The organism is Streptomyces sp. NPDC030799 (assembly GCF_055572255.1).
The window spans coordinates 84776-109729 of the sequence record NZ_JBVIDS010000012.1 but is presented as its reverse complement, the minus strand read 5'-3'; the positions used below and the strand labels follow the sequence as shown (position 1 = coordinate 109729).

The 24954-nt window shown below is 72.0% G+C and carries 23 protein-coding genes; 14 read left to right on the top strand and 9 right to left on the bottom strand.

The window, feature by feature from the left end; translation table 11 throughout:
• Positions 1 to 51: 51 nt before the first annotated feature.
• A complete protein-coding gene (locus ACZ41I_RS28400; protein ID WP_468515412.1) occupies positions 52 to 1377 on the bottom strand; it encodes an ABC transporter substrate-binding protein in 1326 nt (441 codons plus the stop codon).
• A gap of 117 nt (positions 1378 to 1494) precedes the next feature.
• Here ACZ41I_RS28400 and ACZ41I_RS28395 point away from each other — a divergent pair, with 117 nt between their 5' ends.
• Positions 1495 to 1995 (top strand): SCO4402 family protein, encoded by a 501-nt coding sequence (locus ACZ41I_RS28395; protein ID WP_399776188.1) that lies wholly within the window; start codon positions 1495 to 1497, stop codon positions 1993 to 1995.
• A 110-nt stretch (positions 1996 to 2105) separates the two neighbouring features.
• Positions 2106 to 2987 (top strand): formyltetrahydrofolate deformylase, encoded by an 882-nt coding sequence (gene purU / locus ACZ41I_RS28390; protein WP_363218007.1) that lies wholly within the window; start codon positions 2106 to 2108, stop codon positions 2985 to 2987.
• Between the two features lie 19 nt (positions 2988 to 3006).
• On the opposite strand, the gene ACZ41I_RS28385 is transcribed toward purU, so the two are convergent.
• Entirely contained in the window at positions 3007 to 4404 is a 1398-nt protein-coding gene (locus ACZ41I_RS28385; RefSeq protein WP_468515411.1) for a zf-HC2 domain-containing protein, read from the bottom strand.
• Positions 4401 to 4970, bottom strand: a complete 570-nt coding sequence (locus ACZ41I_RS28380; protein ID WP_363218005.1) for a sigma-70 family RNA polymerase sigma factor — start codon at positions 4968 to 4970, stop codon at positions 4401 to 4403. The genes ACZ41I_RS28385 and ACZ41I_RS28380 overlap by 4 nt, the downstream gene beginning before the upstream one ends.
• 342 nt (positions 4971 to 5312) lie before the next feature.
• Here ACZ41I_RS28380 and ACZ41I_RS28375 point away from each other — a divergent pair, with 342 nt between their 5' ends.
• The 3 genes from ACZ41I_RS28375 (at position 5313) to ACZ41I_RS28365 (ending at position 6979) form a co-directional block, all read left to right on the top strand.
• Positions 5313 to 5687, top strand: coding sequence for an STAS domain-containing protein (locus ACZ41I_RS28375; RefSeq protein WP_399776182.1), 375 nt, complete (start codon positions 5313 to 5315; stop codon positions 5685 to 5687).
• Between the two features lie 153 nt (positions 5688 to 5840).
• A complete protein-coding gene (locus ACZ41I_RS28370) occupies positions 5841 to 6353 on the top strand; it encodes an EF-hand domain-containing protein (protein WP_399776180.1) in 513 nt (170 codons plus the stop codon).
• 98 nt (positions 6354 to 6451) lie between these two features.
• On the top strand, positions 6452 to 6979 hold the full coding sequence (locus ACZ41I_RS28365; protein WP_468515410.1) for a hypothetical protein: 528 nt from the start codon (positions 6452 to 6454) through the stop codon (positions 6977 to 6979).
• Here the strand turns inward: ACZ41I_RS28365 and ACZ41I_RS28360 are convergent.
• The gene (locus tag ACZ41I_RS28360) at positions 6935 to 8470 is read right to left on the bottom strand and encodes a class I adenylate-forming enzyme family protein (protein WP_468515409.1); all 1536 of its coding nucleotides are present in this window, start codon (positions 8468 to 8470) and stop codon (positions 6935 to 6937) included. The two genes, ACZ41I_RS28365 and ACZ41I_RS28360, sit on opposite strands and share 45 nt — an antisense overlap.
• 91 nt (positions 8471 to 8561) lie before the next feature.
• Here ACZ41I_RS28360 and ACZ41I_RS28355 point away from each other — a divergent pair, with 91 nt between their 5' ends.
• The 4 genes from ACZ41I_RS28355 to ACZ41I_RS28340 all read left to right on the top strand — a co-directional run bounded on the left by ACZ41I_RS28355 (position 8562) and on the right by ACZ41I_RS28340 (position 12997).
• On the top strand, positions 8562 to 9758 hold the full coding sequence (locus ACZ41I_RS28355; RefSeq protein WP_468515408.1) for an amidohydrolase family protein: 1197 nt from the start codon (positions 8562 to 8564) through the stop codon (positions 9756 to 9758).
• Positions 9758 to 10891 carry an acyl-CoA dehydrogenase gene (locus ACZ41I_RS28350; RefSeq protein ID WP_468515407.1) on the top strand — a complete coding sequence of 378 codons (1134 nt, stop codon included), beginning with the start codon at positions 9758 to 9760 and terminating at the stop codon, positions 10889 to 10891. The genes ACZ41I_RS28355 and ACZ41I_RS28350 overlap by 1 nt, the downstream gene beginning before the upstream one ends.
• Before the next feature lie 2 nt (positions 10892 to 10893).
• Complete coding sequence (locus tag ACZ41I_RS28345; protein ID WP_468515406.1) at positions 10894 to 11784, top strand: acyl-CoA dehydrogenase family protein; 891 nt, start codon at positions 10894 to 10896, stop codon at positions 11782 to 11784.
• Between the two features lie 535 nt (positions 11785 to 12319).
• The gene (locus tag ACZ41I_RS28340; RefSeq protein ID WP_468515405.1) at positions 12320 to 12997 is read left to right on the top strand and encodes an ATP-binding protein; all 678 of its coding nucleotides are present in this window, start codon (positions 12320 to 12322) and stop codon (positions 12995 to 12997) included.
• 254 nt (positions 12998 to 13251) lie between these two features.
• Here the strand turns inward: ACZ41I_RS28340 and ACZ41I_RS28335 are convergent, their stop codons facing one another.
• Positions 13252 to 14178, bottom strand: coding sequence for a cyclase family protein (locus tag ACZ41I_RS28335; RefSeq protein WP_468515404.1), 927 nt, complete (start codon positions 14176 to 14178; stop codon positions 13252 to 13254).
• Positions 14179 to 14262: 84 nt separating this feature from the next.
• Between ACZ41I_RS28335 and ACZ41I_RS28330 the strand changes: the two genes are divergently transcribed.
• The 3 genes from ACZ41I_RS28330 (at position 14263) to ACZ41I_RS28320 (ending at position 17485) form a co-directional block, all read left to right on the top strand.
• A complete protein-coding gene (locus ACZ41I_RS28330; protein WP_363217996.1) occupies positions 14263 to 15174 on the top strand; it encodes an SDR family oxidoreductase in 912 nt (303 codons plus the stop codon).
• 113 nt (positions 15175 to 15287) lie between these two features.
• Complete coding sequence (locus ACZ41I_RS28325; protein ID WP_468515403.1) at positions 15288 to 16436, top strand: acyl-CoA dehydrogenase family protein; 1149 nt, start codon at positions 15288 to 15290, stop codon at positions 16434 to 16436.
• Positions 16436 to 17485 (top strand): Zn-dependent alcohol dehydrogenase, encoded by a 1050-nt coding sequence (locus ACZ41I_RS28320; RefSeq protein ID WP_468515402.1) that lies wholly within the window; start codon positions 16436 to 16438, stop codon positions 17483 to 17485. The genes ACZ41I_RS28325 and ACZ41I_RS28320 overlap by 1 nt, the downstream gene beginning before the upstream one ends.
• On the opposite strand, the gene ACZ41I_RS28315 is transcribed toward ACZ41I_RS28320, so the two are convergent.
• On the bottom strand, positions 17475 to 18470 hold the full coding sequence (locus tag ACZ41I_RS28315; RefSeq protein ID WP_468515401.1) for a GlxA family transcriptional regulator: 996 nt from the start codon (positions 18468 to 18470) through the stop codon (positions 17475 to 17477). The genes ACZ41I_RS28320 and ACZ41I_RS28315 overlap by 11 nt on opposite strands.
• Before the next feature lie 71 nt (positions 18471 to 18541).
• On the opposite strand from ACZ41I_RS28315, the gene ACZ41I_RS28310 reads away from it, so the two are divergent.
• Together ACZ41I_RS28310 and ACZ41I_RS28305 are read left to right on the top strand one after the other, a co-directional pair.
• Positions 18542 to 19846: an MFS transporter gene (locus ACZ41I_RS28310; RefSeq protein ID WP_468515400.1), complete on the top strand. Its 1305-nt coding sequence runs from the start codon at positions 18542 to 18544 to the stop codon at positions 19844 to 19846.
• A 102-nt stretch (positions 19847 to 19948) separates the two neighbouring features.
• Positions 19949 to 21127 carry a methyltransferase gene (locus ACZ41I_RS28305; protein WP_468515399.1) on the top strand — a complete coding sequence of 393 codons (1179 nt, stop codon included), beginning with the start codon at positions 19949 to 19951 and terminating at the stop codon, positions 21125 to 21127.
• A 127-nt stretch (positions 21128 to 21254) separates the two neighbouring features.
• Here the strand turns inward: ACZ41I_RS28305 and ACZ41I_RS28300 are convergent, their stop codons facing one another.
• The 3 genes from ACZ41I_RS28300 to ACZ41I_RS28290 form a co-directional block, all read right to left on the bottom strand.
• Complete coding sequence (locus tag ACZ41I_RS28300; protein ID WP_363217991.1) at positions 21255 to 21857, bottom strand: flavin reductase family protein; 603 nt, start codon at positions 21855 to 21857, stop codon at positions 21255 to 21257.
• Between the two features lie 85 nt (positions 21858 to 21942).
• On the bottom strand, positions 21943 to 22725 hold the full coding sequence (locus ACZ41I_RS28295) for an enoyl-CoA hydratase/isomerase family protein (RefSeq protein WP_468515398.1): 783 nt from the start codon (positions 22723 to 22725) through the stop codon (positions 21943 to 21945).
• The gene (locus ACZ41I_RS28290) at positions 22722 to 24941 is read right to left on the bottom strand and encodes an acetate--CoA ligase family protein (RefSeq protein WP_468515397.1); all 2220 of its coding nucleotides are present in this window, start codon (positions 24939 to 24941) and stop codon (positions 22722 to 22724) included. The genes ACZ41I_RS28295 and ACZ41I_RS28290 overlap by 4 nt, the downstream gene beginning before the upstream one ends.
• Positions 24942 to 24954: the final 13 nt, after the last annotated feature.

Genomic DNA, 24954 nt, shown 5'->3' with positions numbered 1-24954 from the left:
GGCCGTTACCCCGGCTGCGACCCGGCCCCGGGGCGCGCCGGGGGGGGGGCGTCACTGCACGTCGGCGTTCTCCAGCGTCCTGGTCATGTCGGTGATCCCGGCCCGGCCGCCGATGCCCTTGCGGGCCGCGACCAGTCTGCCGTCCTGCACCACCTGGAGGCTGACGTCGGCGTTGACCAGCCGCGGGAAGCCGACCGCGGCCAGCTTGCCCTCGTAGGGCCAGCGCAGGGTCGGGGTGAGCCCGCCGGTGGAGACCCGCAGGCCGTCGTTGAGGGTGCGCCGTACGCTGTCGGAACTCATCTCGCCGGCGCCGATCTTCTCCAGTACGGCCTTCAGCACGGTGTAGGCGATCCAGGTGGTCTGCACTCCGGCGTCCGCGGGGTCGATGCGGTTGTCACCGAAGGCCTCCTCGTTGATCACCTTCTTCATCGGGTCCCACCGGGCATCGGATGCTGGCGGATACCAGCCGGTGATGTACGCCCCCTCGTACGGCCCCGACGCGCCGCCCGTGGCGTTGATCACGGTCTGGTCGACGCTGCCGAGCACGGTCCCGAGCCGTACCCCGGAGTAGTTCTCGCGGGCCCGCCGGAAGGAGTCCATGAAGGTGTCGGTACGGTCGCCGAGCGCGGGCACCACACAGCCCTTCTTCAGTACGTCCTTGGTGGCGTACCGCAGCGCCTGATCGGCCTGGTCGCCGTATTCGGTGGCGTCCTCGGCGGCGACGCGGTCGCCCGCGTTCGCGTGTCTGCCCTCCTTCAGGCCGGAGTCGAGCAGCGCGGGCAGCTCGTCGCCGGCGATGCTGTCCGGGCGGACCAGGGCGACGTTGCCGCAGGTGTCGGCGAGGGCTCTGCCGAGACCGGCGAGCAGGGCGGGCTGGCCGCCGTTGACCGGGTACGACATCTGGCCGGTGAACTCGTCGTTGGTGACGCCGTAGCCGCCGATGTAGGGGATGCCGGCGCCCTCCAGCGGGGCCAGGTACGAGTCGCCGAACTGGCTGTAGGAGCCGACGACCGCAACGACGTTCTCGTGGGCCGCGCGCCGGGCGCACTTGGCGGCACCCACGCTGTCGTTGTGGTCGTTGCAGGTCAGGACCTGGAGCCTGCGGCCGTTGATGCCGCCGCGCGCATTGATCCACCGGGCGTAGGCGAGGGCCATCGCGGGCATGCCCGGCTTGTTGGTGGCGTCGGTGTCCTGCGGTGCCCAGGTCATGACCTTGATCGGGTCGTCCCCGGCGCCCCCCGTGACGCCAGGGACGACCCCGCATCCGGCGGTGAGCGACGCACACAGGGCCACGGCGCCGGCGGACAGCGCGGTGGCTCTGCCGGGGCGGAAGGTCGAGTGGAGGAACGTACTAGCGGTGCGTCGCCTGCCGGTCATGCACACGCACGATTCCCTCACACCACTAACCCAGGAGTGACCTTGAGTCAACGAAGGGTGACATCCAGGTGAATTACAGGGGGTGGTGAGGCTGGTGTGACCGGGAACGTACGATCGATGACCGTGCAAGGTTCGGAGAACTCTTCCCGTCGCGGCCGTCGCTCCTCCACCATGGGCGGCATGCCCCTAAGCGACATGCCGTGGTGGCGCTGGCGCAGCAATGTGCGCTCGGCGCTGCACATGCTCTCCGACCCGGTGTTCCAGCGCGACGTCTGGCTGGCCGGCGTGGACGGGTACGGCGACGTCACCGACGCCGTCTACCGGCTGGTGGAGGACACCTGGCTGGACAACTGGTCCGCGGAGAAGTACGTCGGCACGATATTCCGGGACTCGCAGGAGGCGGCGCTCGTCGACACCGCCGTGCTGCGGGTGCTGCGGATCATGCACCAGGTCGGGCCGGACGCGCCGGTCGCCGCCTATCTCGACCACCAGGGGTGGCCGGAGGCGGTGCGGGCGGCGCGGGACGCGCACCTGCGCCTCGCGGCGAGTGACGGGGACGATCCCGACGCGCCGCCGAAGAGTCTGGAAGTGCTGCGGATCCTCACGCGGACCGCGTAGGCGGGCCGGGCCTTCCTGTGGCGGCACCCGGCGCCGCAGGCCGTGCCCACCCGTCCCGCCCTGCGGGACGACTGCCCGCGGCGGGCGGGCGGCGTGAGAACCTGTAGGGCATGAACGAGCAGTCCGCGTCCGTCGCCGCACCGGCCGACCAGTACGTCCTCACCCTTTCCTGCCCGGACAAACAGGGCATCGTGCACGCCGTGTCGAGCTATCTGTTCATGACCGGCTGCAACATCGAGGACAGCCAGCAGTTCGGCGACCACGACACGGGTCTGTTCTTCATGCGTGTCCACTTCTCGGCCGAGGCGCCGGTGACGGTGGAGAAGCTGCGGGCGAGTTTCGCGGCGATCGGTGACTCCTTCCACATGGACTGGCAGATCAACCGGGCCGACGCGAGGATGCGGATCCTGCTGATGGTCAGCAAGTTCGGGCACTGCCTGAACGACCTGCTGTTCCGGGCCCGGATCGGTGCGCTGCCGGTGGAGATCGTGGGCGTGGTCTCCAACCACACCGAATTCGAAGAGCTGGTGGGGTCTTACAACATTCCCTTCCACCACATTCCGGTGACGAAGGACACGAAGGCGGAGGCCGAGGCGAAGCTGCTGGGCATCGTGCGCGAGCAGGGTGTCGAACTGGTCGTCCTCGCCCGCTATATGCAGGTCCTCTCGGACGACCTGTGCAAGCAGCTCAGCGGCCGGATCATCAACATCCACCACTCCTTCCTGCCGAGCTTCAAGGGCGCGAAGCCGTATCACCAGGCGCACGCCAGGGGCGTCAAGCTCATCGGGGCGACCGCGCACTACGTGACCGCCGACCTGGACGAGGGGCCGATCATCGAGCAGGAGGTCGAGCGGGTGGGGCATGACGTCACACCGGATCAGCTGGTGGCGATCGGGCGGGACGTGGAGTGCCAGGCGCTGGCGCGTGCCGTGAAGTGGCATGCGGAGCGGAGGATCCTGCTCAACGGGCGCCGTACGGTGGTGTTCGCGTAGCAGCTCCCGGAACCGGCCCCTACATCCGGCTCAGGCTCGCCGCAGCGAACAGTACATCCCTGATCGCATCCCGGTCCCCGACCTGCCCCGCCGCTGCCTCCTCCGGAGGAATGTGGCCCGCGGCCAGCTGACAGAACTCCGTGCCGTCCAGGGCCACATGCGCCACTTCCAGGTCCGCGGAGCCCCGTGCCGCCGGTGAGTCCAGGGGGATCAGCCACTCGCCGCCGCCCGAGCCCTCGATCTCCAGGCGCAGGCTGCGGCCGGGCTCGCCGGCGAGGCCCAGGTGCCGTCCCCGGGCGGGTGAGGCCAGCCCCCGCTGACGGCGTTCCGCCAGCGCGACGGGCAGCATCCGGGCCGCGAGGTCGATCATCCTGTTCAGGTGGCGCGGTGCGGGCGGCTCGTACGGGTAGTCCACCGCCTCCGCGATGTCCTCGGCGTGGATCCAGCACTCGAAGGCCCGGTCCAGCATCGCGTCGTGCAGCGGCAGTTCGAAGTCGTCGTAGGACACGGCGAGTCCGCCCGCGTGGCCGCCGGTGAAGGACACCGTCCGCACCAGGCTGTGGCGCTGCTCGCGCCAGGGCCCTTGCACCGAGCGGGTGGGCGGGAAGCGGGAGGTCCGCCAGTACGCCTCCGTGCGCCCGGCCGGGCCTCTCGCGTGCTGCTCCGCCGCCCCGGCGGCCCCGGCACCGATGATCTCGGCCAGCGGGTCCTCCAGGCCGAGTGCGACGGCGATCAGCCCGTCGACGGACAGCAGGTGCGCGATCACCCCGGCCACGGTCGTACGCCGGTTCCGCGCGGCGTCGGCCGCGAACCACCGCAGCCGCACCGGGGCATGCCACTCCGCGTCCCCGAAGTCCTGCAGCAGGGCGTCCAGGCGGGCGGTCTCGGCGTCGTACGGCGCCGCCCACTCCGGCACGGGTATGCGCGGCGGGCGGCGCTCCAGGCAGCCCTCCAGGACGCGGGTGCGCAGCCCGGGGTCCAGGTCGAGGCTCTCCGGCTGGTGCAGCAGGCCGACCGCCTCGCGCAGCCGGCGGGCCTCGTCGGCGCAGCTGCCGCACGAGCCCAGGTGGTCCTCGACGGCCGCGGTCTCCGCCGCCGAACAGGCGGCCAGCGCCCAGGCGCCGAGGAGCGATTTCAGGACGTCGTGCGACAGGTCGAGCGGCACGGGCGCGAGGTCGGTGAGGTCGGGCAGCGGCAGGGCGCCGTCCTCGACGGAGGCGCGGGGTGTCGGTATGCGTGCGGGCCGGTCCGGCTCGGGCCCGCCGGTGCCGTCCGGGTCCTGTCCCGAGCCGCCGGCGCCGTGTCCGCCGGGGCCGTCGCCGCCCCGGCCGCCGGCGCCGTCGTACCCCTCGCGGGGCTTCTCCTCCTCCTGCCCGCCGTGCTCGTCGGGCGCCTCGAACCCTCCCGCTCCGCTCACACCGCACCTCCGTGTCCCGGCGGTGTCCCGGCGTCATGGGCGGTGGAGAGCAGTTGCAGGCCGAGGCGGAGCCGGCGGCGGGCCTCGTCCTCGGTGACGCCGAGGTCGGTGGCGGTCTGGCGGTAGTCGCGGCGCTGGAAGTAGGCCAGGTCGAGGGCGCGGCGCAGCGGGGCGGGCATGGAGTGGACGATGTAGTCGGCGCGGGCGGCGACCGAGGCGCGGCGCACCTTGCGCTCCAGCTCGGCCAGGGAGCCGCCGCCCTGCGGCAGCGCCGCGGTCTCGCTGTCGCGCAGCCGCTGCACGGCGAGCCGGTGGGTCACCCCGGCCACCCAGGTGCGCAGCGGACCCTTCCCGGGGTCGTAGGTCTCCGGGTGCTCCCACAGGTGCGCGAAGACCTCGCGGGTGAGGGTGTCGGCGGCCTTCTCGTCGCCGAGGACGCGGTGGGCGAGGCCGTGCACGAGCGAGGCGAACCGGTCGTACATCTCGCCCAGGGCGGCTGCCTCGCCGCGGGCGAGCCGCTGCTGCATCCTGCGGTCCCCGCGGGGCGGTACGTCCTTCGTGGCCATGCGGTCCCCTCCCCTCACCCGTGTCCGGCCCGTTCAGCCTGTCGGCACCGTCTTCCCGAATGTAGTCGGCACCTCTGACAGTGCACGCCCCTTTGTGTCAATGTGCGCCCCTCGAAGCGCCGCTGGTGATAGTGCCCTTTTCACACAACCTTCACACGGACTGTGTGCATGCGCGATCGAACAGGATCGGTAGTGACCGAAATAAGCCCCTTATTGATCACGGCCGGTTTGCTGCTCGACGTTTCAGGGAACGGCCGCTGGGCAGCCGCGCGGAAGCAAGCGTAGGAACTGCTTCCGTTTCCGGGCGGTTCCGGGAGTTCCGGCGAGCGGAGGGGCAGGGACGTGGCATTCAACGTGACCGGCGTCGAACAGGGCGAGTGGGCCGTGCTCCGGGTGTCCGGGGAACTGGACCTGATGACCTCGCCGGTTTTGCGCCAACGGGTGCACGACGTCGTCGCCGACGGGCATCACAGCCTCGTCGTGGACCTCTCCGACGTGTTCTTCTGCGACTCCAGCGGGGTCGGTGTCCTCATCGCGGCCCGCAGGCTCATCCGCTCCTGCCAGGGCAGCCTCCGGCTCATCCTGCCCGACCGGGGCGCCGACGACGGCTCGCACGTCAACCGGGTCCTCGGTGCGCTCGGCGTCCGCCGCCTCTTCGACGTCCGCCCCGATCTCGCGTCCGCGACGACCGACGAGGCGGACCCGCTCTCCGCGTGAGAGCCGCTGGAGTCTTCGCGACAAGGCCACACTGTTGTCGCAGAATTCCCCCGGTCTTGGCACAACCGCCGGATTCCCGCCGTCCGGCGGCCGTCCGCGTCATACGCTCCCTCGCAGATGGACCCCACGCAGACGTAAGGCGGCCCCAGAGACATGGTCAGCACCGAGTACGAGCGCAGGATCGCCGCCCGGTTCGCCACCTTCGACCAGGACGGCAACGGCTGGATCGACCGCGAGGACTTCAGTTCGGCGGCCAAGGCGCTGCTCGCCGAGTTCTCCGTCACCGCCCGCTCCGACAAGGGGCAGGCGCTGTACGCCGGCGCGGAGGCGTTCTGGCAGGGCATGGCCGGGATCGCCGACCGCGACGGCGACCAGCGCATCACCCGCGAGGAGTTCGTCACCGGCGCCGTCAAGCGTCTGCGTGACAACCCCGAGCGCTTCGCCGAGATCGCCCGCCCCTTCCTGCACGCGGCCCTGGCCGTCGCGGACACCGACGGGGACGGCCGGGCCACGGTCGCGGACGCCGTGCGCGTGCTGCGGGTGTTCCACGTGCCGGAGGAGACCGCGCAGGCGACGGCCGCGGCACTGGACACCGACGGCGACGGCCTGGTGGGCGAACCGGAGATCGTCCCGGCGTTCGCGCGCTACTTCACCGTTGCCGAGTAGCGCACGGGGCGGCTGGGCCGCATACACCATGAGAACGGACAGCGGCTGAAATATCCGAAAGTACCGGGACATCAACCTCACGCGTGCCACAGTGAGGTGTGACATGGACGAAGTTCGCGCCGTACTTCGGCGTCCTACTCGGCGGATTTGTGTCGTCGTTGGCCCAGTACTGGTTAGGACGCGCGTCGGAGCGGGCCGAGGTGCGACGGAGCATTCGTGAACGCGCCGAGGAGCGCCGCAAGGAACTCGTCACTCACGTCATCGCCTTCCTGGCCGCGGCACAGGAGGCCGAGCGGGTCGCCGTCGACCGCTATCACCACCTGCTGTCCGACGAGCAGTGGCAGGCCCGGGCCAAACAGGTCGTCGACAAGATGTGGGTGACGCAGAAGACGATCCACATGCTGTGTGGATCCGAGATCAACAAGGCGGCACACGGCCTGGCGACCAAAGTCCAGGACGTGATCAGAAAAGGCCCCGAGGACCCGACGGAACCCCAGGACGAGAAGGTCTGGGCATACATCCGCCCCAGCCGCAACGTGTTCCTCGACGTCGTGAGCCACCACTTGAACCTGACGGAGGCCTCAGCACGGCCGGGATTGCTCTCCCGCCTGAGGCGACAGCCCTGAAAACCGCTCCCTCAGCTTGTACTTGAGCACCTTCCGCAGGGTGTCGTTGCGCGGCAGCGCCTCCACCACCTCCAGCCGTTCCGGCAGCTTGTGCACGGACAGGCCTGCCGAGCGCAGGTACGAGACGGTCTCCGGCAAGGTCAATTCGGCGGCGCCCGGCGGCTGTTCGACGACCGCGCAGACCAGTTCGCCCCGTTCCGTGTCCGGCAGGCCGATCACCGCCGCGTCCGCCACCGCCGGGTGCGCGGCGAGGAGGTCCTCGATCTCCCTGGCCGAGATGTTCTCGCCCTTGCGGATGATCACGTCCTTCAGGCGGCCGGTGAGGACCAGATGGCCCGAATCCGTGACGTGGCCCAGGTCGCCGGTGCGCAGGAAGCCCTCGGAGTCGAAGGCGGCGGCCGTCTGGGCGGGGTCCAGGTAGCCCTGGCAGACGGCCTCGCCGCGGAGTCTTATCTCGCCGTCCACGATCCGGATCTCCATGCCCGCCGGGGGGCGGCCCTCGGTCGTCGCCAGGTTCTCGGCACTGTCCTCCGGATCGCCCATGGTGATCATCGGGACCTCGGTCATGCCGTAGCCGTGCGTGAGCTGGACGTTCATTTCGCGGACCACCGCGTGGTGGACCTCGGGCGGCTTGGGTGCGCCGCCGCCGGCCAGCAGGCGCAGGGAGGGGATCAGCTTCTCACCCGGCTGTTTGCGCTGTTCGGCCAGGAACAGGGAGTAGAAGGCCGTGGAGCCGCCGGCCACGGTCACCCCGTGGCGCCGGTACTCCGTCAGCGCCTCCGGCAGCGCGAAGTGCTCGAACATCACCGCCGGGAGGCCGTAGAGCAGGAGCATCACCAGGTAGTCGAGGCCGCCTATGTGGGCGTACGGGAAGGCGATGGAGCCCACGTCGGCCGCGGTGAGCCTCAGCGCATGCGCCAGGCAGGAGCCGCCGGCGATCAGGGAGCGGTCGCTGTGCAGCACGCCCTTGGGGTCGGAGGTGGTGCCCGAGGTCCAGTAGATCCAGCGGACCGAGGTGCCCTCGGCGGGGGGAGCGGGGAGCGTCGACGGATCGCCCTCCGGAAGCTCGTCGTACGCCTCGAAGATCCCCTTCGCGCCCAGCCTGCGGGCCATCCCCGTGTGGTCGTGGCCCCGCCACACGCCCGGGACCGCGAAGAACTCGGCCTTCGACTCGCGCAGCGCGAAGCCGACCTCACGGTCCCGGTAGAAGGGGATGACGGGGGACTGCACGGCGCCCAGGCGGGCCAGCGCGAAGGACAGCAGGGCGGTCTCGATGCGGGTGGGCAGCTGCCAGGCGACCACCGTGCCGGGGCGCACGCCCATGCCGTACAGACCGGCCGCCACCCGCTCGGCACGCGCGCGCAGCTCGCCGAAGGTGAGGGTGCGGTCCTCCTGGAGCAGCGCCGGGCGGCCGGGGGTGAGCGCGGCGCGGCGGACGACCAGGTCCCACAGTGTGCGGGCGCGACCCAGGGAGTGCGGGGTGTCGCTCATGTCTGCCCCCTGACCGGCTTGGCTGACGTACCGTCAGGTGCCATGCTATCTGACGGGTCATCAGATAAATACCGTCCGGCGGAGGGGAACCATGGCCACCGAACTGCCCCGCATCATCAGCGTCGACGACCACGTGATCGAGCCCGCGCACCTCTTCGAGACCTGGCTGCCGCGGAAGTACCGGGACCGCGGACCGAAGCCCCTCACCGCCGGCATCGGCGAACTCGCCTACATCGGTGGCAAGTACCGGATCACGATGGACCCGGACGGCCAGCCGACCGACTGGTGGATCTACGAGGACCTGAAGTTCCCGTACAAGCGCAACATCGCCGCCGTCGGCTTCGACCGGGACGAGATGACGCTGGAGGGGATCACGAGGGAGCAGATGCGGCGCGGGTGCTGGGACCCCAAGGCCCGCCTCGCGGACATGGACCTCAACCACGTCGAGGCCAGCCTCTGCTTCCCGACCTTCCCCCGGTTCTGCGGACAGACCTTCGCCGAGGCGCACGACAAGGAGGTCGCCCTCGCCTGCGTGCGCGCCTACAACGACTGGATGGTCGAGGAGTGGTGCGGGGACAGCGGCGGCCGGCTCGTCCCGCTGTGCCTGATCCCGCTGTGGGACGTGGAGCTGGCCGTCGCCGAGATCCGGCGCAACGCCGGGCGCGGGGTGCGGGCGGTGACCTTCTCCGAGATCCCCACCCACCTCGGGCTGCCGTCCATCCACTCCGGTTACTGGGACCCGTTCTTCGCCGTCTGCCAGGAGACCGGCACGGTCGTCAACATGCACATCGGCAGCAGTTCCCAGATGCCGGCCGCCTCCCCGGACGCCCCGCCCGCCGTCCAGGCCTCGCTCAGCTTCAACAACGCGATGGCCTCGATGATGGACTACCTCTTCAGCGGGGTCCTGGTGAGATTCCCGTCCCTCAAACTCGCCTACTCCGAAGGACAGATGGGCTGGATCCCGTACGCCCTGGAACGCGCCGACGACGTCTGGGAGGAACACCGCGCCTGGGGCGGGGTCAGGGACCTGATCCCGGAGCCGCCGTCGACGTACTACTACCGGCAGGTCTTCTGCTGCTTCTTCCGCGACAGGCACGGAGTCGCCTCGCTGGATGCGGTGGGGCGGGACAACGCCACCTTCGAGACCGACTACCCGCACGTCGACTCGACCTTCCCGCACACCAAGGAGGTCGCCCTCGACCATGTGAAGGGCCTCGACGAGGAGACGGTCTACAAGCTGATGCGGGGCAACGCCATCCGCATGCTGGACCTCGGCCTGGACCGCTAGTGGACCTCTCCTGCACGCCCGAGGAGGAGGAGTTCCGGGCCCGGCTCAGGGAGTGGCTCGCCAAGGTGCTGCCCACCCTCCCCGCCAAGCCGTCCCCCGGCGACTGGCCCGCGCGCAGGGCCTACGACCTCGGCTGGCAGCGGATGCTGTACGACGCCGGGTACGCCCACGTCCACTGGGACGCCTCGCCGACCACCCGGCTGATCTTCCTGGAGGAGACCGAGAAGGCGGGCGCGCCCTATGTGGGCGCGAACTTCGTCGGACTGCTGCACGCCGGCCCGACGATCGCCGCCGAGGGCACCCCCGAGCAGCGGGCGCGCTGGCTGCCGCCGATCCTGCGCGGCGAGGAGGTGTGGTGCCAGGGGTTCAGCGAACCGGGCGCCGGCTCCGACCTCGCCGCGCTGCGCACGCGCGCGTGGCGCGACGGCGACCACTACGTGGTCACCGGGTCCAAGATCTGGACCTCCCACGCCGAGGTCGCCGACTGGTGCGAACTGCTGGTCCGCACCGATCCGGACGCGCCCAGGCACCGGGGCATCACCTGGCTCGCGATGCCCATGGACGCGCCGGGCATCACCGTACGGCCGCTGCGCACGCTCGCCGGGTCGGCGGAGTTCGCCGAGGTGTTCCTCGACGAGGTCCGGGTGCCCGCGGCGGGCAGGGTGGGCGCCGAGAACGACGGATGGCGCGTGACCATGGTGACCCTGTCCTTCGAACGCGGCACGGCCTTCGTCGGAGAGGTCGTCGCCTGCCGCCGGGAACTGCGCGAACTCGCCCGCGCCGCACGGGAGAACGGCCGCTGGGACGACCCCGTGCTGCGCCGCCGGCTGGGCCGGCTGGAGGCGGAGTTCCGGGCGCTGTGGCGGCTGACCCAGTGGAACGTGAGCGAGGCGGAGGCGAGCGGCGGAGTGCCGGGCGCCGGCGGCTCGGTCTTCAAGCTCCGCTACTCCCACGCCCGCCAGGAGCTGTACGACACCGCAGCCGACGTACTCGGCCCGGACAGCCTCGACCTGGACCGCCCCTGGACCCTCGACCGCCTGTCGTCCCTGTCGTACACGATCGCCGCCGGCACCTCACAGATTCAGCGCAACATCGTGGCGGAACGGATCCTCGGTCTGCCGAAGGGAGGATGAGCGTGCGTTTCCAGCTGAGCGAGGACCAGCGCGCGCTGAAGTCCGGCGTACGGGAGGTGCTGGAGCGGCGGTTCGGGCGGGAGGGGTTGCGTGCGGCCGTCGACGCGCCGGGGCGGCTCGACCGGCAGCTGTGGCGGGCGCTCGGGGACGCGGGGTTCTTCGCCCTGCGGCTGCCGGAGGCGGACGGCGGGGTCGGACTGGGCCTGCCGGAGGCGGTGCTGGTCTTCGAGGAAGCGGGCCGTGCCCTTCTGCCCGGCCCGCTCGTGGCCACCCACCTGGCGGCCGGCACCGTCCCGGGAGCAGCCACCGGCGAGACGGTCGTGACGGCGGTGGACGGGGAACTGGTGGAGTGGCTGGAGACGGCGGACGTGGTGCGGGGCGAGACGGCCGGGGCGACTCCGATCCGCTCGGTGGACCCGCTCACGCCCTTGCACCGCACAGCCGCAGGCACCCGTGCCGCCCCCGCCGCGGGCGGTCGTGCCCTCGGGGTGGCCGGCCTCCTCTCCGCCGCCGAGCAACTGGGAACCGCCGTTCGTGTGACCGAGCTCGCCGTCCAACACGCCCTCACCCGCGAGCAGTTCGGCCGTCCCATCGGCGCCTTCCAAGCCGTCAAGCACCTGTGTGCCGACCTCCTGGTGCGCGCCGAAACCGCCCGTGCCGCCGTCTACGCCGCCGCCGTGACCGCCGACCCGGCGGACATCGCCGCCGCCCGCCTGCTCGCCGACGAGGCCGCCGTGCGCGGCGCCCGGGACTGCCTGCAGGTGCACGGCGGCATGGGGTTCACCTGGGAGGCGGATGTCCATCTGCACCTGAAACGGGCCTGGGTACGGGCCCGCCGTGGCGGCGGGAGCACGGAGAGTGAGGAGTTGCTCGCCGCCGGCCTGGCGGCCTGAAGGGCCCGCGGCGCTCTGGACTGCATCGGCGGCGAAGCCTTGGCCCAAGATGTCGCGGATCGTGGCGCGCCGGTGTCACGGAGCGTCGATACCGGGTTGTGTCCTTCGTGGGACTCGTCACGACCCGGAGTCGGGCGTCCGCTCCGGTACCTTGTGTGGGATGCGAGTGGCTGTGAGCACGGGCCGGGCCGGCGATGCCCCTGGGGCGGTGCCGGGTCGCGCGGTGCGCTTCGCTGCTCGCGGGGCGGTTGCGGCTTCGGTCGTCGCCTGTTCGACTCCCCGGGACGAGCGTCGCACAGTATGCCTTACGCGTACTCCTTCGCGCTGGAATATGCCCGAAGCGCTTGTTGGGGTGACTGTACGTCAACCATGCTGTCGCGTAAGGGACTCACGTTCCGTGACCCTTGCTCTGGCCGTTGTTCTGGCCATGCAGAAAATGGCTACGATCGTGGCCCTCGTGATCGTCGCCGCGGCATCTGCCGTGGCGGCCGGTCGGCGTGGGGTCATGTGTCCGCCGGTTCGGATGGTGTGAGCGGTGCAGGTGCTTCAAGTGCAGCTGGAGATCCGGCCCGATCCCACGGAGGTGGGGCGGGCGCGGAGGTGGGCCCGCTCGCGGCTCGCGGGGCTGGGGATAGCGGCCGACGAGCCGCTCGCCGAGACCCTGATCCTGCTCGTCTCGGAGCTGGTGACCAACGCCGTGGTGCACACCGGACACACGGCCGTCCTGCGGCTCTCCCTGCCCGGCACGACGGCCGGGACGACCGATCCCGCCGCGGAGACCGGTTCTTCCGGCACCGCCGGTCCTGCCGTTGCGGCCGATCCCGCCGCCGCCACTTCTGCGGCCGTGACGCATCCTGCCGTGACCACCGATGCCGTCACCGATGCCGCCGGGGCGACCCATTCCGCCGGGGCGATGCATTCCGCCGGAGCGACGGACGTCGTCGAGCCGCCCGCGGTGGCCACCGTGCGCGTCGAGGTGGCCGACAGTTCCTCCCGCGCCCCCGTGCCACGCTGCGCCGGCAGTGACGCCACCGGCGGCCGCGGCCTGGCCCTCGTGGACTGCCTGGCCGATCGCTGGGGCTGGAGCCCGGAAGGCGCCGGCAAGAGCATCTGGTGCGAACTGGACCGCTGTTCGCAGCCGAGGGAGAGCGCAGCGATGGCGTACGGAGGCGGAGTGTCCGCGTACGAGGGTCTCGCCTTCGAGGCGGTGTAGCACCCGGCGCGGTGTGCGCCGGGGATGCATCCGTGCGCGGGCGCCGTGAACAGGGCTTACGTAACAAATCCCCGTACCGGCGTTGACGACCGGTGACCGTCTGATCACGCTTGGGGGCGACGATTCGCCGCGAGGGGACGGCGAGGGCTTGGGACGGCGGTCCTCGTCGAGCGTGGGTCGCACCGGTGGGCGGCGCGTGCGCGCGACCGTGGGGGAAGCGCGCCGCCGGCCGGTCCAGCAGGGCCGCGGGTTTCTCAGAGGACGGCCACGGGTGCCACCGGCGTCCCCGTCGCGCCGACGAACGGCTCGGGCATCGCCGACAGGAGAAACGCATACCGCCCCGCTTCTCCACAGGCTGTGGACAACTCTTCGAGATTCCAGTTCTGGCCCTGGAGCATCCCCATCTCCACCAGATTCAGGGCGTGCACCGGCAGCCAGAGATTCTCCAACTCGGGCGGAAATATCTCAAAAGTGAGGGTGTCGTTCGCGACCGCGGCCACATCGCGCGCGTGGAACCATTCCGGTGTGCGGAGGGACAGCCCCGGTGACGGATGGCCGTACCCGTGCTTGTCCCCGGCCAGATACAGCTGCATCTGCCCGGTGCGGACGAGCACGATGTCCCCGGCCCGGACGCGCACCCCGCCGAACTCCTGTGCCGCCTCCAGATCCTCCGGCGTGACCGCGTGACCCCCTTCCAGCCGCTGCACGCCCCGCGCGCGTGCCACATCCAGCAGCACCCCGCGCGAGACGATGTGCCGCGCCTTGTCGATCCCGCTGAACCCGGCACCGCCGTGCGCGGTGACCGTGTGTGCCGGGCGGCCGTTGTAGAGCTTCCCCGAGTGCGAGACATGAGTGAGGGCGTCCCAGTGGGTGCCCGCCTGCAGGCCCATGGTCACCGCGTCGTCACTGCACGCCACCGTGCCCGGCCCGAACAGCTCCTGGTTGATCTGCACCATCACGTGCAGCGGATTGACGCGGCCCGGGATCACGCCGGTCTGTACCCCGTCCTGCCGGAGCGGGAGCGCGAGGGGGACGCGGCGGCCGGTGCGGATCTCGGCGGCGGCCTGCCGTACGACCTCGTCCGTGATCAGGTTCAGGGTTCCGGCCTCGTCGTCGGGCCCCCAACGCCCCCAGTTGTTCACGCGCTCGGCGATCTCGTGGAACTGCGCGGGCAGCGACATCGGGCCTCCCCGGGGCTTGTCTCCGGCTGTCGGGCGGGTCATAAAATCTAACGGTCCGTCAGAAACAGCGGGAAGGGGCCGGGCGTGGGGAACTTCTTGGCAGGAAAGGCCGTCGCCGTGACGGGCGCCGGACGCGGGATCGGCCGGGCGGTCGCACTGGCGGCCGCCGCCGAGGGGGCGAAGGTCGTCGTCAACGACTACGGCGTCTCCGTGGACGGAGCCTCGCCCACGAGCGAGGTCGCCGAGGCGGTCGTCAAGGAGATCGAGGCGGCGGGCGGCGAGGCGGTCGCGGTCGCCGACGACATCTCCACGATGGCGGGCGGGCAGCGGGTGGTGGACGTCGCGCTGTCGGCGTACGGCCGGCTGGACGGGGTCGTGTGCGTGGCCGGGATCCTGCGCGAGCGCATGCTGTTCAACATGACCGAGGAGGAGTGGGACCCGGTGGTCGCCACTCATCTGAAGGGGACGTTCACGGTGTTCCGTGCGGCGTCCGCGGTGATGCGGAAGCAGCGTTGCGGCACACTGATCGGCTTCACCAGCGGCAACCATCAGGGGTCGGTGTCCCAGGCCAACTACAGTGCGGCGAAGGGCGGGATCATCTCGCTCGTGCGGAGCGCCGCGCTGGGCCTGCACAAGTACGGGGTGACCGCGAACGCGGTGGCGCCGGTGGCTCGTACGCGCATGTCCGCCGGCGTTCCCATGGAGCTGACGGAGATCGGCGAGCCCGAGGACGTGGCCGCGCTCGTGGTGTACCTGCTCTCCGACGGGGCTGCTGCGCAGGGCATCACCGGGCAGGTGTACACCGTCGCGGGGCCGAAGATCGCGGTGTGGGCGCAGCCGCGTGAACTCCGTTCGGTGTACGGGGAGGGGGCCTGGACGCCGGAGCGGATCGCGGAGGTCCTGCCGGGGTCGGTGGGGGTGGATCCGATGCCGATGCTGTCCAGGCTCTCGGCGATGGAAGCGGCGGCGCGGAGTGGTACTCGGCCGAACGCCTGACCCGCTGGGGAGTTGCAGCCGCCGCCCGCTCGGAACGGGCCGCAGCCCACCGGTAACCGACCCGGCCCCCGGCCGACAGCAGCACCGGACACCCGATCGAGAGGCGGTCCACGATGGACTTCGGGTTCAGCCAAGAGGACGAGGACTTCCGCACCGAGGCCCGTGCGTGGCTTGCGCAGAACGCCGACCCGCGAACGGACCGCCGTACCTGGGAACGCACCCTGGGCCGGGCCGGCTGGATCGGCCTCGGCTGGCCGGAGCCGGGATACGGCAACCGGACCGCCGGCCTCACCCAGCAGGTCGTGTGGGCCGAGGAGTACGCACGTTCCCCCGCACCGTCCCGCTGCGGGCACATCGGTGAGAACCTGCTCGCCCCCACCCTCATCGCACACGGCACCGAGGAGCAGAAGTCCCGCTTCCTGCCCCCGATCGCGGCCGGCGAGGAACTGTGGTGCCAGGGTTACAGCGAGCCCGGTGCCGGGTCGGATCTGGCGGGGGTGCGGACGGCGGCCGTGCGGGAGGGCGACCGCTACCGGATCAGCGGGCAGAAGATCTGGACCTCGCTCGCCCACGAGGCCGACTGGTGCTTCGTACTGGCCCGCACCGACCCGGAGTCCAGGCGCCACCACGGTCTCGGCTTCCTGCTCGTCCCCATGGACCAGCCCGGCCGTATCGAGGTCCGCCCCATCCGGCAGATGACCGGCACCAGCGACTTCAACGAGGTCTTCTTCGACGGGGCGTACGCGCGCGTGGAGCACGGCGTCGGGGAAGAGGGGCGCGGGTGGGAGGTGGCCATGAGTCTGCTCGGTTTCGAGCGGGGGGTCGCCATGCTCGCCCAGCAGATCGGGTTCGCCGAGGAGCTGGGCGCCGTCGTCCGTGCGGCGGCGGAGAGCGGGGCGGTGCGCGACCCCGTCGTACGGGCGCGGCTCGTGCGGCAGTGGGCCGAGCTGCGGACCATGCGCCGGCACGCCCTGCGCACCCTCGGCGGTTCGGCCGGCCCCGGCGCGCCCAGCGTCGCCAAACTGCTGTGGGGCAACTGGCACCAGCGGCTGGGTGAACTCGCCGTACAGGTGCGCGGGGCGCGGGCCGCCGCCGGCCCCGCCGACTGGTCACCCTCGGCGCCGTACGAACTCGGCGCCGACCAGCATCTGTTCCTCTTCTCCCGGGCCGACACGATCTACGGCGGCTCGGACCAGGTCCAGCGCACGATCATCGCCGAGCGGGTGCTCGGTCTGCCCAGAGAGCCCAAGGGGGCCGTGTGATGCGTGGTGTGGTGTTCGACGGCAGCCAGGTGCAGGTGGTCGGTGATCTCGCGGTGCGTGAGCCGGGGCCCGGCGAGGTGCTGGTGGCGGTCGCGGCGGCCGGGCTGTGCCACAGCGATCTGTCCGTGGTGGACGGCACCATTCCGTTCCCGGTGCCGGTGGTGCTGGGGCACGAGGGCGCGGGGGTCGTGGAAGCGGTCGGTGCGGGCGTCACCCATGTCGCACCCGGCGACCATGTGGCGCTGTCCACGCTCGCCAACTGCGGCACGTGCCCGGAGTGCGACCGTGGCCGGCCGACGATGTGCCGGCAGGCGATCGGGCGCCCGGGGAAGCCGTTCACCCGGAGGAACTCGCTTGTCCACCAGTTCGCCGCCAGCTCGGCCTTCGCCGAGCGCACGGTCGTCAAGGCCGTACAGGCGGTGCGGATCCCGAAGGACATCCCCCTTCGCTCCGCCGCGCTGATCGGGTGCGGGGTGCTCACGGGCGTGGGGGCGGTGCTGAACCGGGCGCGGGTGGACCACGGGGACAGCGTCGTCGTCATCGGGACGGGCGGCATCGGGCTGAACGTGCTGCAGGGCGCGCGGCTCGCCGGAGCGCTCAGGATCGTCGCCGTGGACGCCGACCCGGCCAAGGCGGAGGCGGCCCGGCGGTTCGGCGCCACCGACTTCCTGACCTCGGCGGAGGGCGTACGGGACATCCTGCCCACGGGCGCCGACCACGCCTTCGAGTGCGTCGGCCGGGTGGAGCTGATCCGGCAGGCGATCGACCTCCTCGACCGGCACGGGCAGGCGGTCCTGCTGGGGGTGCCCCCGGCGACGGCCGAGGCGTCCTTCCTCGTCTCCTCCCTCTACCTGGACAAGTCCGTCCTCGGCTGCCGCTACGGCTCCTCGCGCCCGCAGCGGGACATCGCCCTCTACGCCGAGCTGTACCGTCAAGGACGCCTGCTGCTCGACGAGTTGGTGACGGCCGTCTATCCGGTGGAGGACTTCGCCAAGGCCCGCGCGGACGCGGAGGCCGGGCGGGTGGCCCGCGCGGTGCTCACGTTCTGACGCCGGCCCGGAACGTCCTGCGATAGGCGGTCGGTGTCACCCCGAGCGCCTGCTGCAGGTGCTGGCGCATCGACTGGGCCGTGCCGAAGCCCGCCTCGCGGGCCACCTGGTCGATGGACAGGCCGGTGGTCTCCAGCAGGTGCCGGGCACGCTCGACGCGCTGCTGGGTGAGCCACTGGCCGGGGCTGACCCCGACCTCCTCACGGAACCGGCGGGTGAAGGTGCGGACCGACATGGCCTCCTGCTCGGCCATGTCCCGCAGCTGGATCGGCTCGTGCAGCCGGCCCAGCGCCCAGGCGCGGGCGGCCGTGGTCGTGGCCAGCTGCGGGTCGGGCACCGGGCGCTCGATGTACTGGGCCTGGCCGCCGTCGCGGTGCGGCGGTACGACCGTGCGCCGGGCGACGTCGTTGGCGACCGCCGTACCGAAGTCGCGGCGCACCATGTGCAGGCACAGGTCGATCCCGGCGGCGACCCCGGCCGAGGTCAGCACGTCACCGTCGTCGATGAACAGCACGTCCGCGTCCACCTCGACCTTCGGGAACATCCGCTGGAAGCGCTCGGCGTCGGCCCAGTGCGTGGTCGCCGGGCGGCCGTCCAGGTGCCCGGCGGCGGCGAGGACGTAGACGCCGGTGCAGATGGAGGCGAGCCGGGTGCCGGGGCGGATGCGGGCGAGTGCGGCGGCCAGCTCGTCGGTGAGCCGGCCCTCCTCGAAGACCGGGCCCAGCTCGTACGACGCCGGGACGATGACCGTGTCGGCCCCGGCGAGCGCCTCCGGCCCGTGGGCGACGTGGATGGCGAAGTCGGCGTCCGTCTCGACCGGGCCGGGCGGCCGTACCGAGCAGGTCACGACCTCGTACAGATGCCGGCCCCGCTCGTCCTTCGGGCGGCCGAAGATGCGGTGCGGGATGCCCAGTTCGAAGGGCAGCAGGCCGTCGAGGGCGAGGACGGCGACCCGGTGCGGACGGAACTCCTCGGAACCACTCATGGCCCGATCCTAGCGAATGCTGTCCTCCGGGCCACTCGATGCGCACGCATGGGGGCGGGACGCTCTATGACGTGACTCAGACAAGCCCCGCCGCAGCCCCCGCCCAGGCCCCGCCCGAAAGGCGCCGCCGTGTGCACCGCGCCTGGTTCGTCGCCGCCGTCACCTTCGTCACGATCATCGGCGCGGCCGCCTTCCGTTCCCTGCCCGGCCTGCTCATCGACCCGCTGCACGAGCAGTTCGGCTGGTCGCACGGCACGATCGGCGCGGCCGTCTCCCTCAACCTCGCGCTCTACGGCCTCACCGCGCCCTTCGCCGCCGCGCTGATGGACCGCTTCGGCATCCGCCGGGTGGTCGCCGTCGCGCTGACCGTGATCGCGGCCGGCTCCGGCCTGACCGTGTGGATGACGGCGGCCTGGCAGCTGTGGCTGTGCTGGGGCCTGCTGGTCGGCCTCGGCAGCGGCTCGATGGCCCTCGCCTTCGCCGCCACGGTCACCAACCGCTGGTTCACCGAGCGGCGCGGCCTGGTCAGCGGCATCCTCACCGCAGCGTCCGCCTCCGGCCAGCTGATCTTCCTGCCGGTGCTGTCCTGGCTGACCGAGCACCACGGCTGGCGCCCTGCCGCGATCACGGTCGCTCTCGCCGCCCTGGCCGTCGTCCCGTTCGTCTGGCTCCTGCTCCACGATCACCCGGCGGATGTGGGCATGTCCCCGTACGGCGCGCAGGAGTTCGTACCGAAGCCGCCCCCGGTGACGGGCGCCGCCCGCCGCACCCTGAAGATCCTTTCCACCTCCGTCCGCACGGGCACCTTCTGGCTGCTCGCCGGCACCTTCGCGATCTGCGGCGCCTCCACCAACGGCCTGATCCAGACCCACTTCGTGCCCGCCGAGCACGACCACGGCATGCCCGTCACGACGGCGGCCTCGCTGCTCGCGGTCATCGGCGTGTTCGACGTGGCCGGCACCATCGCCTCCGGCTGGTTCACCGACCGCTTCGAACCGCGCCGCCTGCTGGCGGTGTACTACGCCCTGCGCGGCATCTCCCTCGTCTTCCTCCCGATGCTGCTGGGCCCCGCCGTCCACCCCCCGATGCTCTTCTTCATCGTCTTCTACGGACTGGACTGGGTGGCCACCGTCCCGCCGACGCTGGCCCTGTGCCGGGAGCAGTACGGCGAGGACAGCGCCATCGTCTTCGGCTGGGTGCTCGCCTCCCACCAGGTCGGCGCGGCCCTCGTCGCCTACCTCGGCGGCTTCGCCCGGGACGTCTTCGGCTCCTACGACCTCGTCTGGTACGCCTCCGGCACGCTGTGCGCGGCGGCGGCCCTGATGTCCCTGGTGATCCGCCGCAGCCCGGCCGGGCTCGCACCGGCGATATCCTGAACCCACCTGTGAAGAAGGGGAAGTTGATGACACTCGGCATGGTCCTCGGTGACGCGTTCCTCGTGCCCGCCCACGTAGGAACACCCTCCCGAGGAGCATGCCGTGTCCCTGGTCCGCTGGACCGAGAACGCCCCCCTGTCCGCCCGCTGGCACTCTGAGAGCGGCTTCCCGCCGCCCCGCCGGCTGATCGTCGCCGACGACCGCCTCCGCGCCGCCACCGCCCATCGCCTGACGGCCGAGGGCACCGCCCTGCTCTGGCGGGGCGACTACCACGGCGCACGCCGGCTGCTGTCCGCACTGTCCCGCCGCATCGACCGCAAGGCTCCACAACCGACCCCCTCGCCGGCCGAGACCTTCCGCCTCCAGCGCCGCTTCCGCGCCCACCGGGCCCGACTGCTGGGCCGCTTCCTGGTCCTCCTCGAACCGGACCACAGCCTCGCCCTGCGCCGCGCCCCGGACGTCCGCCGCGCCTGCACCGAGGCCTACGGCCCACCGTCCGGTCCGACCCTCGTCCCGCTCCGTGAACTCCTGGGCGTCCTCGGTGCCCACCAGTGGCGCGAGAAGGGCGTCCCCGTACCGGCCCTCGGCGACGACGCCCGCATCCACCCGTACTACGGCGTCTTCGCTCCCGTACGGGGCGAGTACGTCGACCTGGTGGCGGAGACCCCGCTGCCCACAGTCGGCCCAGGATGCGGCACCGCCTTCGATCTCGGCACCGGCACCGGTGTGCTGGCCGCCGTGCTCGCCCGGCGCGGGGTGCGCCGCGTCATCGCGACGGACCTCAGCTCCCGGGCCCGCGCCTGCGCCCGGGACAATCTCGCGCGCCTCGGCCTCGCGGACCGGGTCACGGTCACCGGCCCGGAGCTGTACCCGCCCGGCCGGGCCGCGCTGGTCGTCTGCAACCCGCCCTGGCTCCCGGCCCGCCCCGCCTCCACGCTCGACCAGGGCGTGTACGACCCCGGCGGCGCCATGCTGCACGCCTTCCTCACCGGTCTGCCCACGCATCTGGAACCCGGCGGCGAGGGCTGGCTGATCCTCTCCGACCTGGCCGAACACCTGGGCCTGCGCACCCGCGCCGAACTGCTCGGAGCGATCGAGGAGGCGGGCCTGAAGGTACTGGCCCGCACGGACACCCGCCCTCGTCACCCGCGCGCGACGGACCCGGGCGACCCCCTGCACGCGGCCCGCGCGGCCGAGGTGACGTCGCTGTGGCGGCTGGCCGTGCGCCGACCCTCGGGCCGGACCGGCGGTGGGCGAGCCGAGGTGCTGATTCACCCCTGAGCCAGAGGGCGCGGGAGATCACGGCTCTCGATCTGGACGACCGGCTGGTCACCGTCGAGGACTGGCATGCGGCGCTCTGGCTGGACGACGCCGAAACGATCGCTCTCTGAGGACGGGCGCCCACTCCTCACGTCTGGGGGGCAAGCCGGGTGAACCGCCCCCGGTGGAAGAGCAGCGGGTCGCCCGGTTCCTCCGTGGTGCCGAGGGCGTCCACCCGGCCCACGACGATCAGGTGGTCGCCCCCGGTGTGCACGGCGTGGACGGTGCAGTCGATCCAGGCGGCGGCACCGGTCAGGCGCGGGGAGCCGGAGACGGGGGCCGTGTCGTGGGCGACCCCGGCGAACTTGTCCGCGCCGCTCACCGCGAAGGTCCGGCACAGTTCGGTCTGGCCGGCGCTGAGGACGTTGACGCAGAAGGCGCCCGCGCGGGCGATGCGGGGCCAGGTCGTGGACGTACGGCCGACCATGAAGCAGACCAGGGGCGGTTCGAGGGAGAGGGAGGTGAAGGACTGGCAGGCGAAGCCGGCGGGGGAGCCCGAGCCGTCGGCGTCCGGTGCCGTGATCACGGTGACCCCGCTCGCGAAGCTTCCCAGTACCCGGCGGAACTCCACCGGCGGTACCGGCGCCCGCTCGTCCTCCCGTACGCACCGCAACTCGGGCCGCGGCAGGGCGTCCACGGTCCCGGGCCCCAGATACCGGACGGCGAAGGCCGCCGCTCCTGCGTGTCCCATCACCCCGCCATTGAAGCTGACGGATCGTCAGGTAACAAGGTCCGGTGCGTGATCGGTTCGTGGGAGGACCAGAGGGAATCGGTCCTCAGCGCCCCCGGAACTCCGCCCCCCGGCGCTCCGTGAACGCCCGCAGTCCCTCCAGGGCGTCCTCGGTCGCCATGTTGAGCTCCTGGGCCCAGGCCTCCGCCGCGAAGGCGGTGGCGCGGTCCGCCTCCAGGGAGGTGTTCACCAGGTGCTTGGTCAGGGCCAGGGCACGGGTGGGGCCGGAGGCCAGGCGCGCAGCCCACGCGCGGGCCGTCTTCTCCAGGTCGGCGTCGGGGACGACCCGGTTGACCAGGCCCAGGCGTGCCGCGTCCGCCGCCGGCACCGCGTCGCCGAAGAACATCAGCTCCTTCGCCCGGTGCGGGCCCAGCAGGCGGGGGAGCAGGTAGGCGCCGCCCGCGTCCGGGACGAGACCCCGTCGTACGAACACCTCGATGAAACGGGCCGACTCGGCGGCCAGGACCAGATCACAGGCGAACGCCAGGTGCGCGCCGAGGCCCGCCGCCGTGCCGTTCACCGCGGCGATCACCGGCTTCTCGCAGTCCAGGACGGCCGCGATCAGGCGTTGGGCACCCCGGCGCAGGACCCGGGCCACATCACCCGGGAGCCGGTCGCCACCGGCTCCGCCCCGCAGGTCCGCGCCCGCGCAGAAGCCGCGGCCCGTGCCGGTCAGGACCACCGCCCGGACGTCCGGGTCGGCCGAGGCCTCCGCGAGCACGTCGATCAGCCGGTCCCGGAGCGCGGGGGTGAGGGCGTTGAGGGTCTCCGGGCGGTTCAGCGTCACGTACGACACCTGGTCGACGTGCTCGGTGTGCAGCTCGCTCATCGGCACACCACCAGCGCGTCCAGCGCCACCGCGCCCTGCCCCCGGGGCAGCACCATCAGCGGGTTGATGTCCAACTCCGCCAGGTGCTCACCGAGTTCGAGCGCCATGCGCTGCACCCGCAGGATCACCTCCACCAGCGCGTCCCGGTCGGCCGGCGGGCGGCCCCGGACGCCGTCCAGCAGGGCCCGGCCGCGCAGTTCGGTGAGCATGGCGCGGGCCTGGTCCTCGCCGAACGGGGGGACGCGTACGGAGGCGTCGTGCAGGACCTCCACCAGCACCCCGCCCAGTCCGGCCGTCACGGTGGGGCCGAACAGGTCGTCGTGCGTCACCCCGACGACCATCTCCACGCCCTGCTCGACCATCTGGCACACCAGGACCCCGTCCAGCGAGACGCCCTCGTAGCGGGCGATGTCGGTCAGCTCGCGGTAGGCGTCCCGGACCTGGCTGGCGGACGTCAGCCCGATCTTCACCAGGCCCAGTTCCGTCTTGTGGGCGATCTGGGCGCCGGACGCCTTCATCACCACCGGGTAGCCGACCTGGGCCGCGGCGCGTACGGCGGCCGCCGCGCTGGTCACCAGCTGTTCGCGAGGCACCCGGATGCCGTAGGCGCGCAGGAGTTGTTTGGCCGCGTGTTCGCTCAGCTGCTGGCCCGGTCGCATCAGCGCCTCCGCCTTGCGGTAGGACGGCGAGGGGGTGCGCGGGGCCTCGTCGAAGGGCGAGCGGTACTCGCTCACGAAAGCGTGGTGGTCCAGCCAGGCGCGGACCGCGGTGAGGCAGTTGCCCACCGTGCGGAACGTGGCCACCCGCGACGAGCCGAGCAGCACCTCGCGGTACGCCGCCTCCGTGCCGACCGGCGACCCCCACACCACGCACACCAGCTTGTCCGTCTGCTCCGCCGCCTCGACCAGGTCCGTGACGAGTCTGTCGCTCAGCGGTGGGAACGGGCCGGTGATCGGGCAGATCAGCGCCCCGATCGACGGGTCGGCGAGGAGCGCGTCGATGATCTTCCGGCCGCGGTGGTCGCCGACCGGGTGCCCGCCGTTGTCCACCGGGTTGGCCACGTTCAGGTACTCCGGTATCCACTGGTGCAGCTCGGCCTGCTTGGCCTCGGACAGCCGGGGGAGGCGGAGCCCGGCCGCGGTGGCGAGGTCGGCGGCGTGGGCGCCGGTGCCGCCGGAGATCGAGTACACCGCGATCCCGTCCGCCAGCGGGGCCCTGGCCCGCGCCAGCAGGGCGGCGGTGTCCTGGAGTTCGTCGAGTCCGTCGACCCGTACGACCCCGAACTGGCGCATCGCCGCGTCCACCACGTCGTCGGCGCCCGTGAGCTTGCCGGTGTGCGAGGCGGCCGTACGCGCGCCGGTCTCCGTGCGGCCCACCTTCACCGCGACCACCGGTACCCTGCGGCGGGCGGCGCGGTCGGCGGCCAGCAGGAAGGCCCGGCCGTCCTTGAGGCCCTCCACGTAACAGGCGATGGCGCCGACCTCGGGCTGCTCGGCGAACCAGGAGAGGAAATCGGCGGTCTCCAGGTCGGCCTCGTTGCCGGTGGGCGCCCAGTGGGACAGCCGGATGCCGAGCTCCTGCAGGGCGAAGACGGGGCGGCCCTGGTGCCCGGACTGGGTGATGAGTGCGATCGCCGGGCCGGTCAGGTCGTCCCGGAAGCGCTCGAAGGCGTTGAGGTTGGTGTTGGGACCGAGCAGACGCAGGCCCGAGCGGCCCACGGCGTCCGCGAGCCGCTGCTGCGCCTCGGCGCCCGCCTCGCCGGTCTCGGCGAACCCGGAGGCGAAGGCGACCGCGAACTTCACCTTGGCCTCGGCCAGTTCCCCGATCACCGGCAGCGGGTCGGCCACCAGCAGCACCGCCAGGTCGATCTGGCCGGGCAGTTCGGCGACGGAGGCGGCGCAGGGGACGCCGAAGACGGACGGGCGGGTCGGATGCACCGGATACATGCGCGCGCCCACGCGCTCGGCCCAGGCCAGCAGCTGCCGGGTGATCCCGGTGTTCGGCCGTCCCTCCGCGTCCGAGGCGCCGATCACGGCGACCGACTCGGGCCGGAAGAAGCGGGTCAGATCGGGTACGTCCGCGTACAGCGGGCGTCCGCTGACGTCGAGATCGTCGACCCGGTCGTGGACGGCGGGGCCGGGCCGCTGCTCGCCGCACGCGAGGACCCGGGCCCGGCGGGAGTCGGTGGTGAGGGTGCCGTGGGTTGATCCAAGCATCGGTCCGCCCCGC

Bases quoted from the DNA above. Each gene is read 5' to 3' on its own strand.
- ACZ41I_RS28400 (WP_468515412.1), bottom strand. From the start codon at position 1,377: ATGACCGGCAGGCGACGCACCGCTAGTACGTTCCTCCACTCGACCTTC.
- ACZ41I_RS28395 (WP_399776188.1), top strand. From the start codon at position 1,495: ATGACCGTGCAAGGTTCGGAGAACTCTTCCCGTCGCGGCCGTCGCTCC.
- purU (WP_363218007.1), top strand. From the start codon at position 2,106: ATGAACGAGCAGTCCGCGTCCGTCGCCGCACCGGCCGACCAGTACGTC.
- ACZ41I_RS28380 (WP_363218005.1), bottom strand. From the start codon at position 4,970: ATGGCCACGAAGGACGTACCGCCCCGCGGGGACCGCAGGATGCAGCAG.
- ACZ41I_RS28370 (WP_399776180.1), top strand. From the start codon at position 5,841: ATGGTCAGCACCGAGTACGAGCGCAGGATCGCCGCCCGGTTCGCCACC.
- ACZ41I_RS28360 (WP_468515409.1), bottom strand. From the start codon at position 8,470: ATGAGCGACACCCCGCACTCCCTGGGTCGCGCCCGCACACTGTGGGAC.
- ACZ41I_RS28355 (WP_468515408.1), top strand. From the start codon at position 8,562: ATGGCCACCGAACTGCCCCGCATCATCAGCGTCGACGACCACGTGATC.
- ACZ41I_RS28335 (WP_468515404.1), bottom strand. From the start codon at position 14,178: ATGTCGCTGCCCGCGCAGTTCCACGAGATCGCCGAGCGCGTGAACAAC.
- ACZ41I_RS28325 (WP_468515403.1), top strand. From the start codon at position 15,288: ATGGACTTCGGGTTCAGCCAAGAGGACGAGGACTTCCGCACCGAGGCC.
- ACZ41I_RS28320 (WP_468515402.1), top strand. From the start codon at position 16,436: ATGCGTGGTGTGGTGTTCGACGGCAGCCAGGTGCAGGTGGTCGGTGAT.
- ACZ41I_RS28315 (WP_468515401.1), bottom strand. From the start codon at position 18,470: ATGAGTGGTTCCGAGGAGTTCCGTCCGCACCGGGTCGCCGTCCTCGCC.
- ACZ41I_RS28300 (WP_363217991.1), bottom strand. From the start codon at position 21,857: ATGGGACACGCAGGAGCGGCGGCCTTCGCCGTCCGGTATCTGGGGCCC.
- ACZ41I_RS28295 (WP_468515398.1), bottom strand. From the start codon at position 22,725: ATGAGCGAGCTGCACACCGAGCACGTCGACCAGGTGTCGTACGTGACG.
- ACZ41I_RS28290 (WP_468515397.1), bottom strand. From the start codon at position 24,941: ATGCTTGGATCAACCCACGGCACCCTCACCACCGACTCCCGCCGGGCC.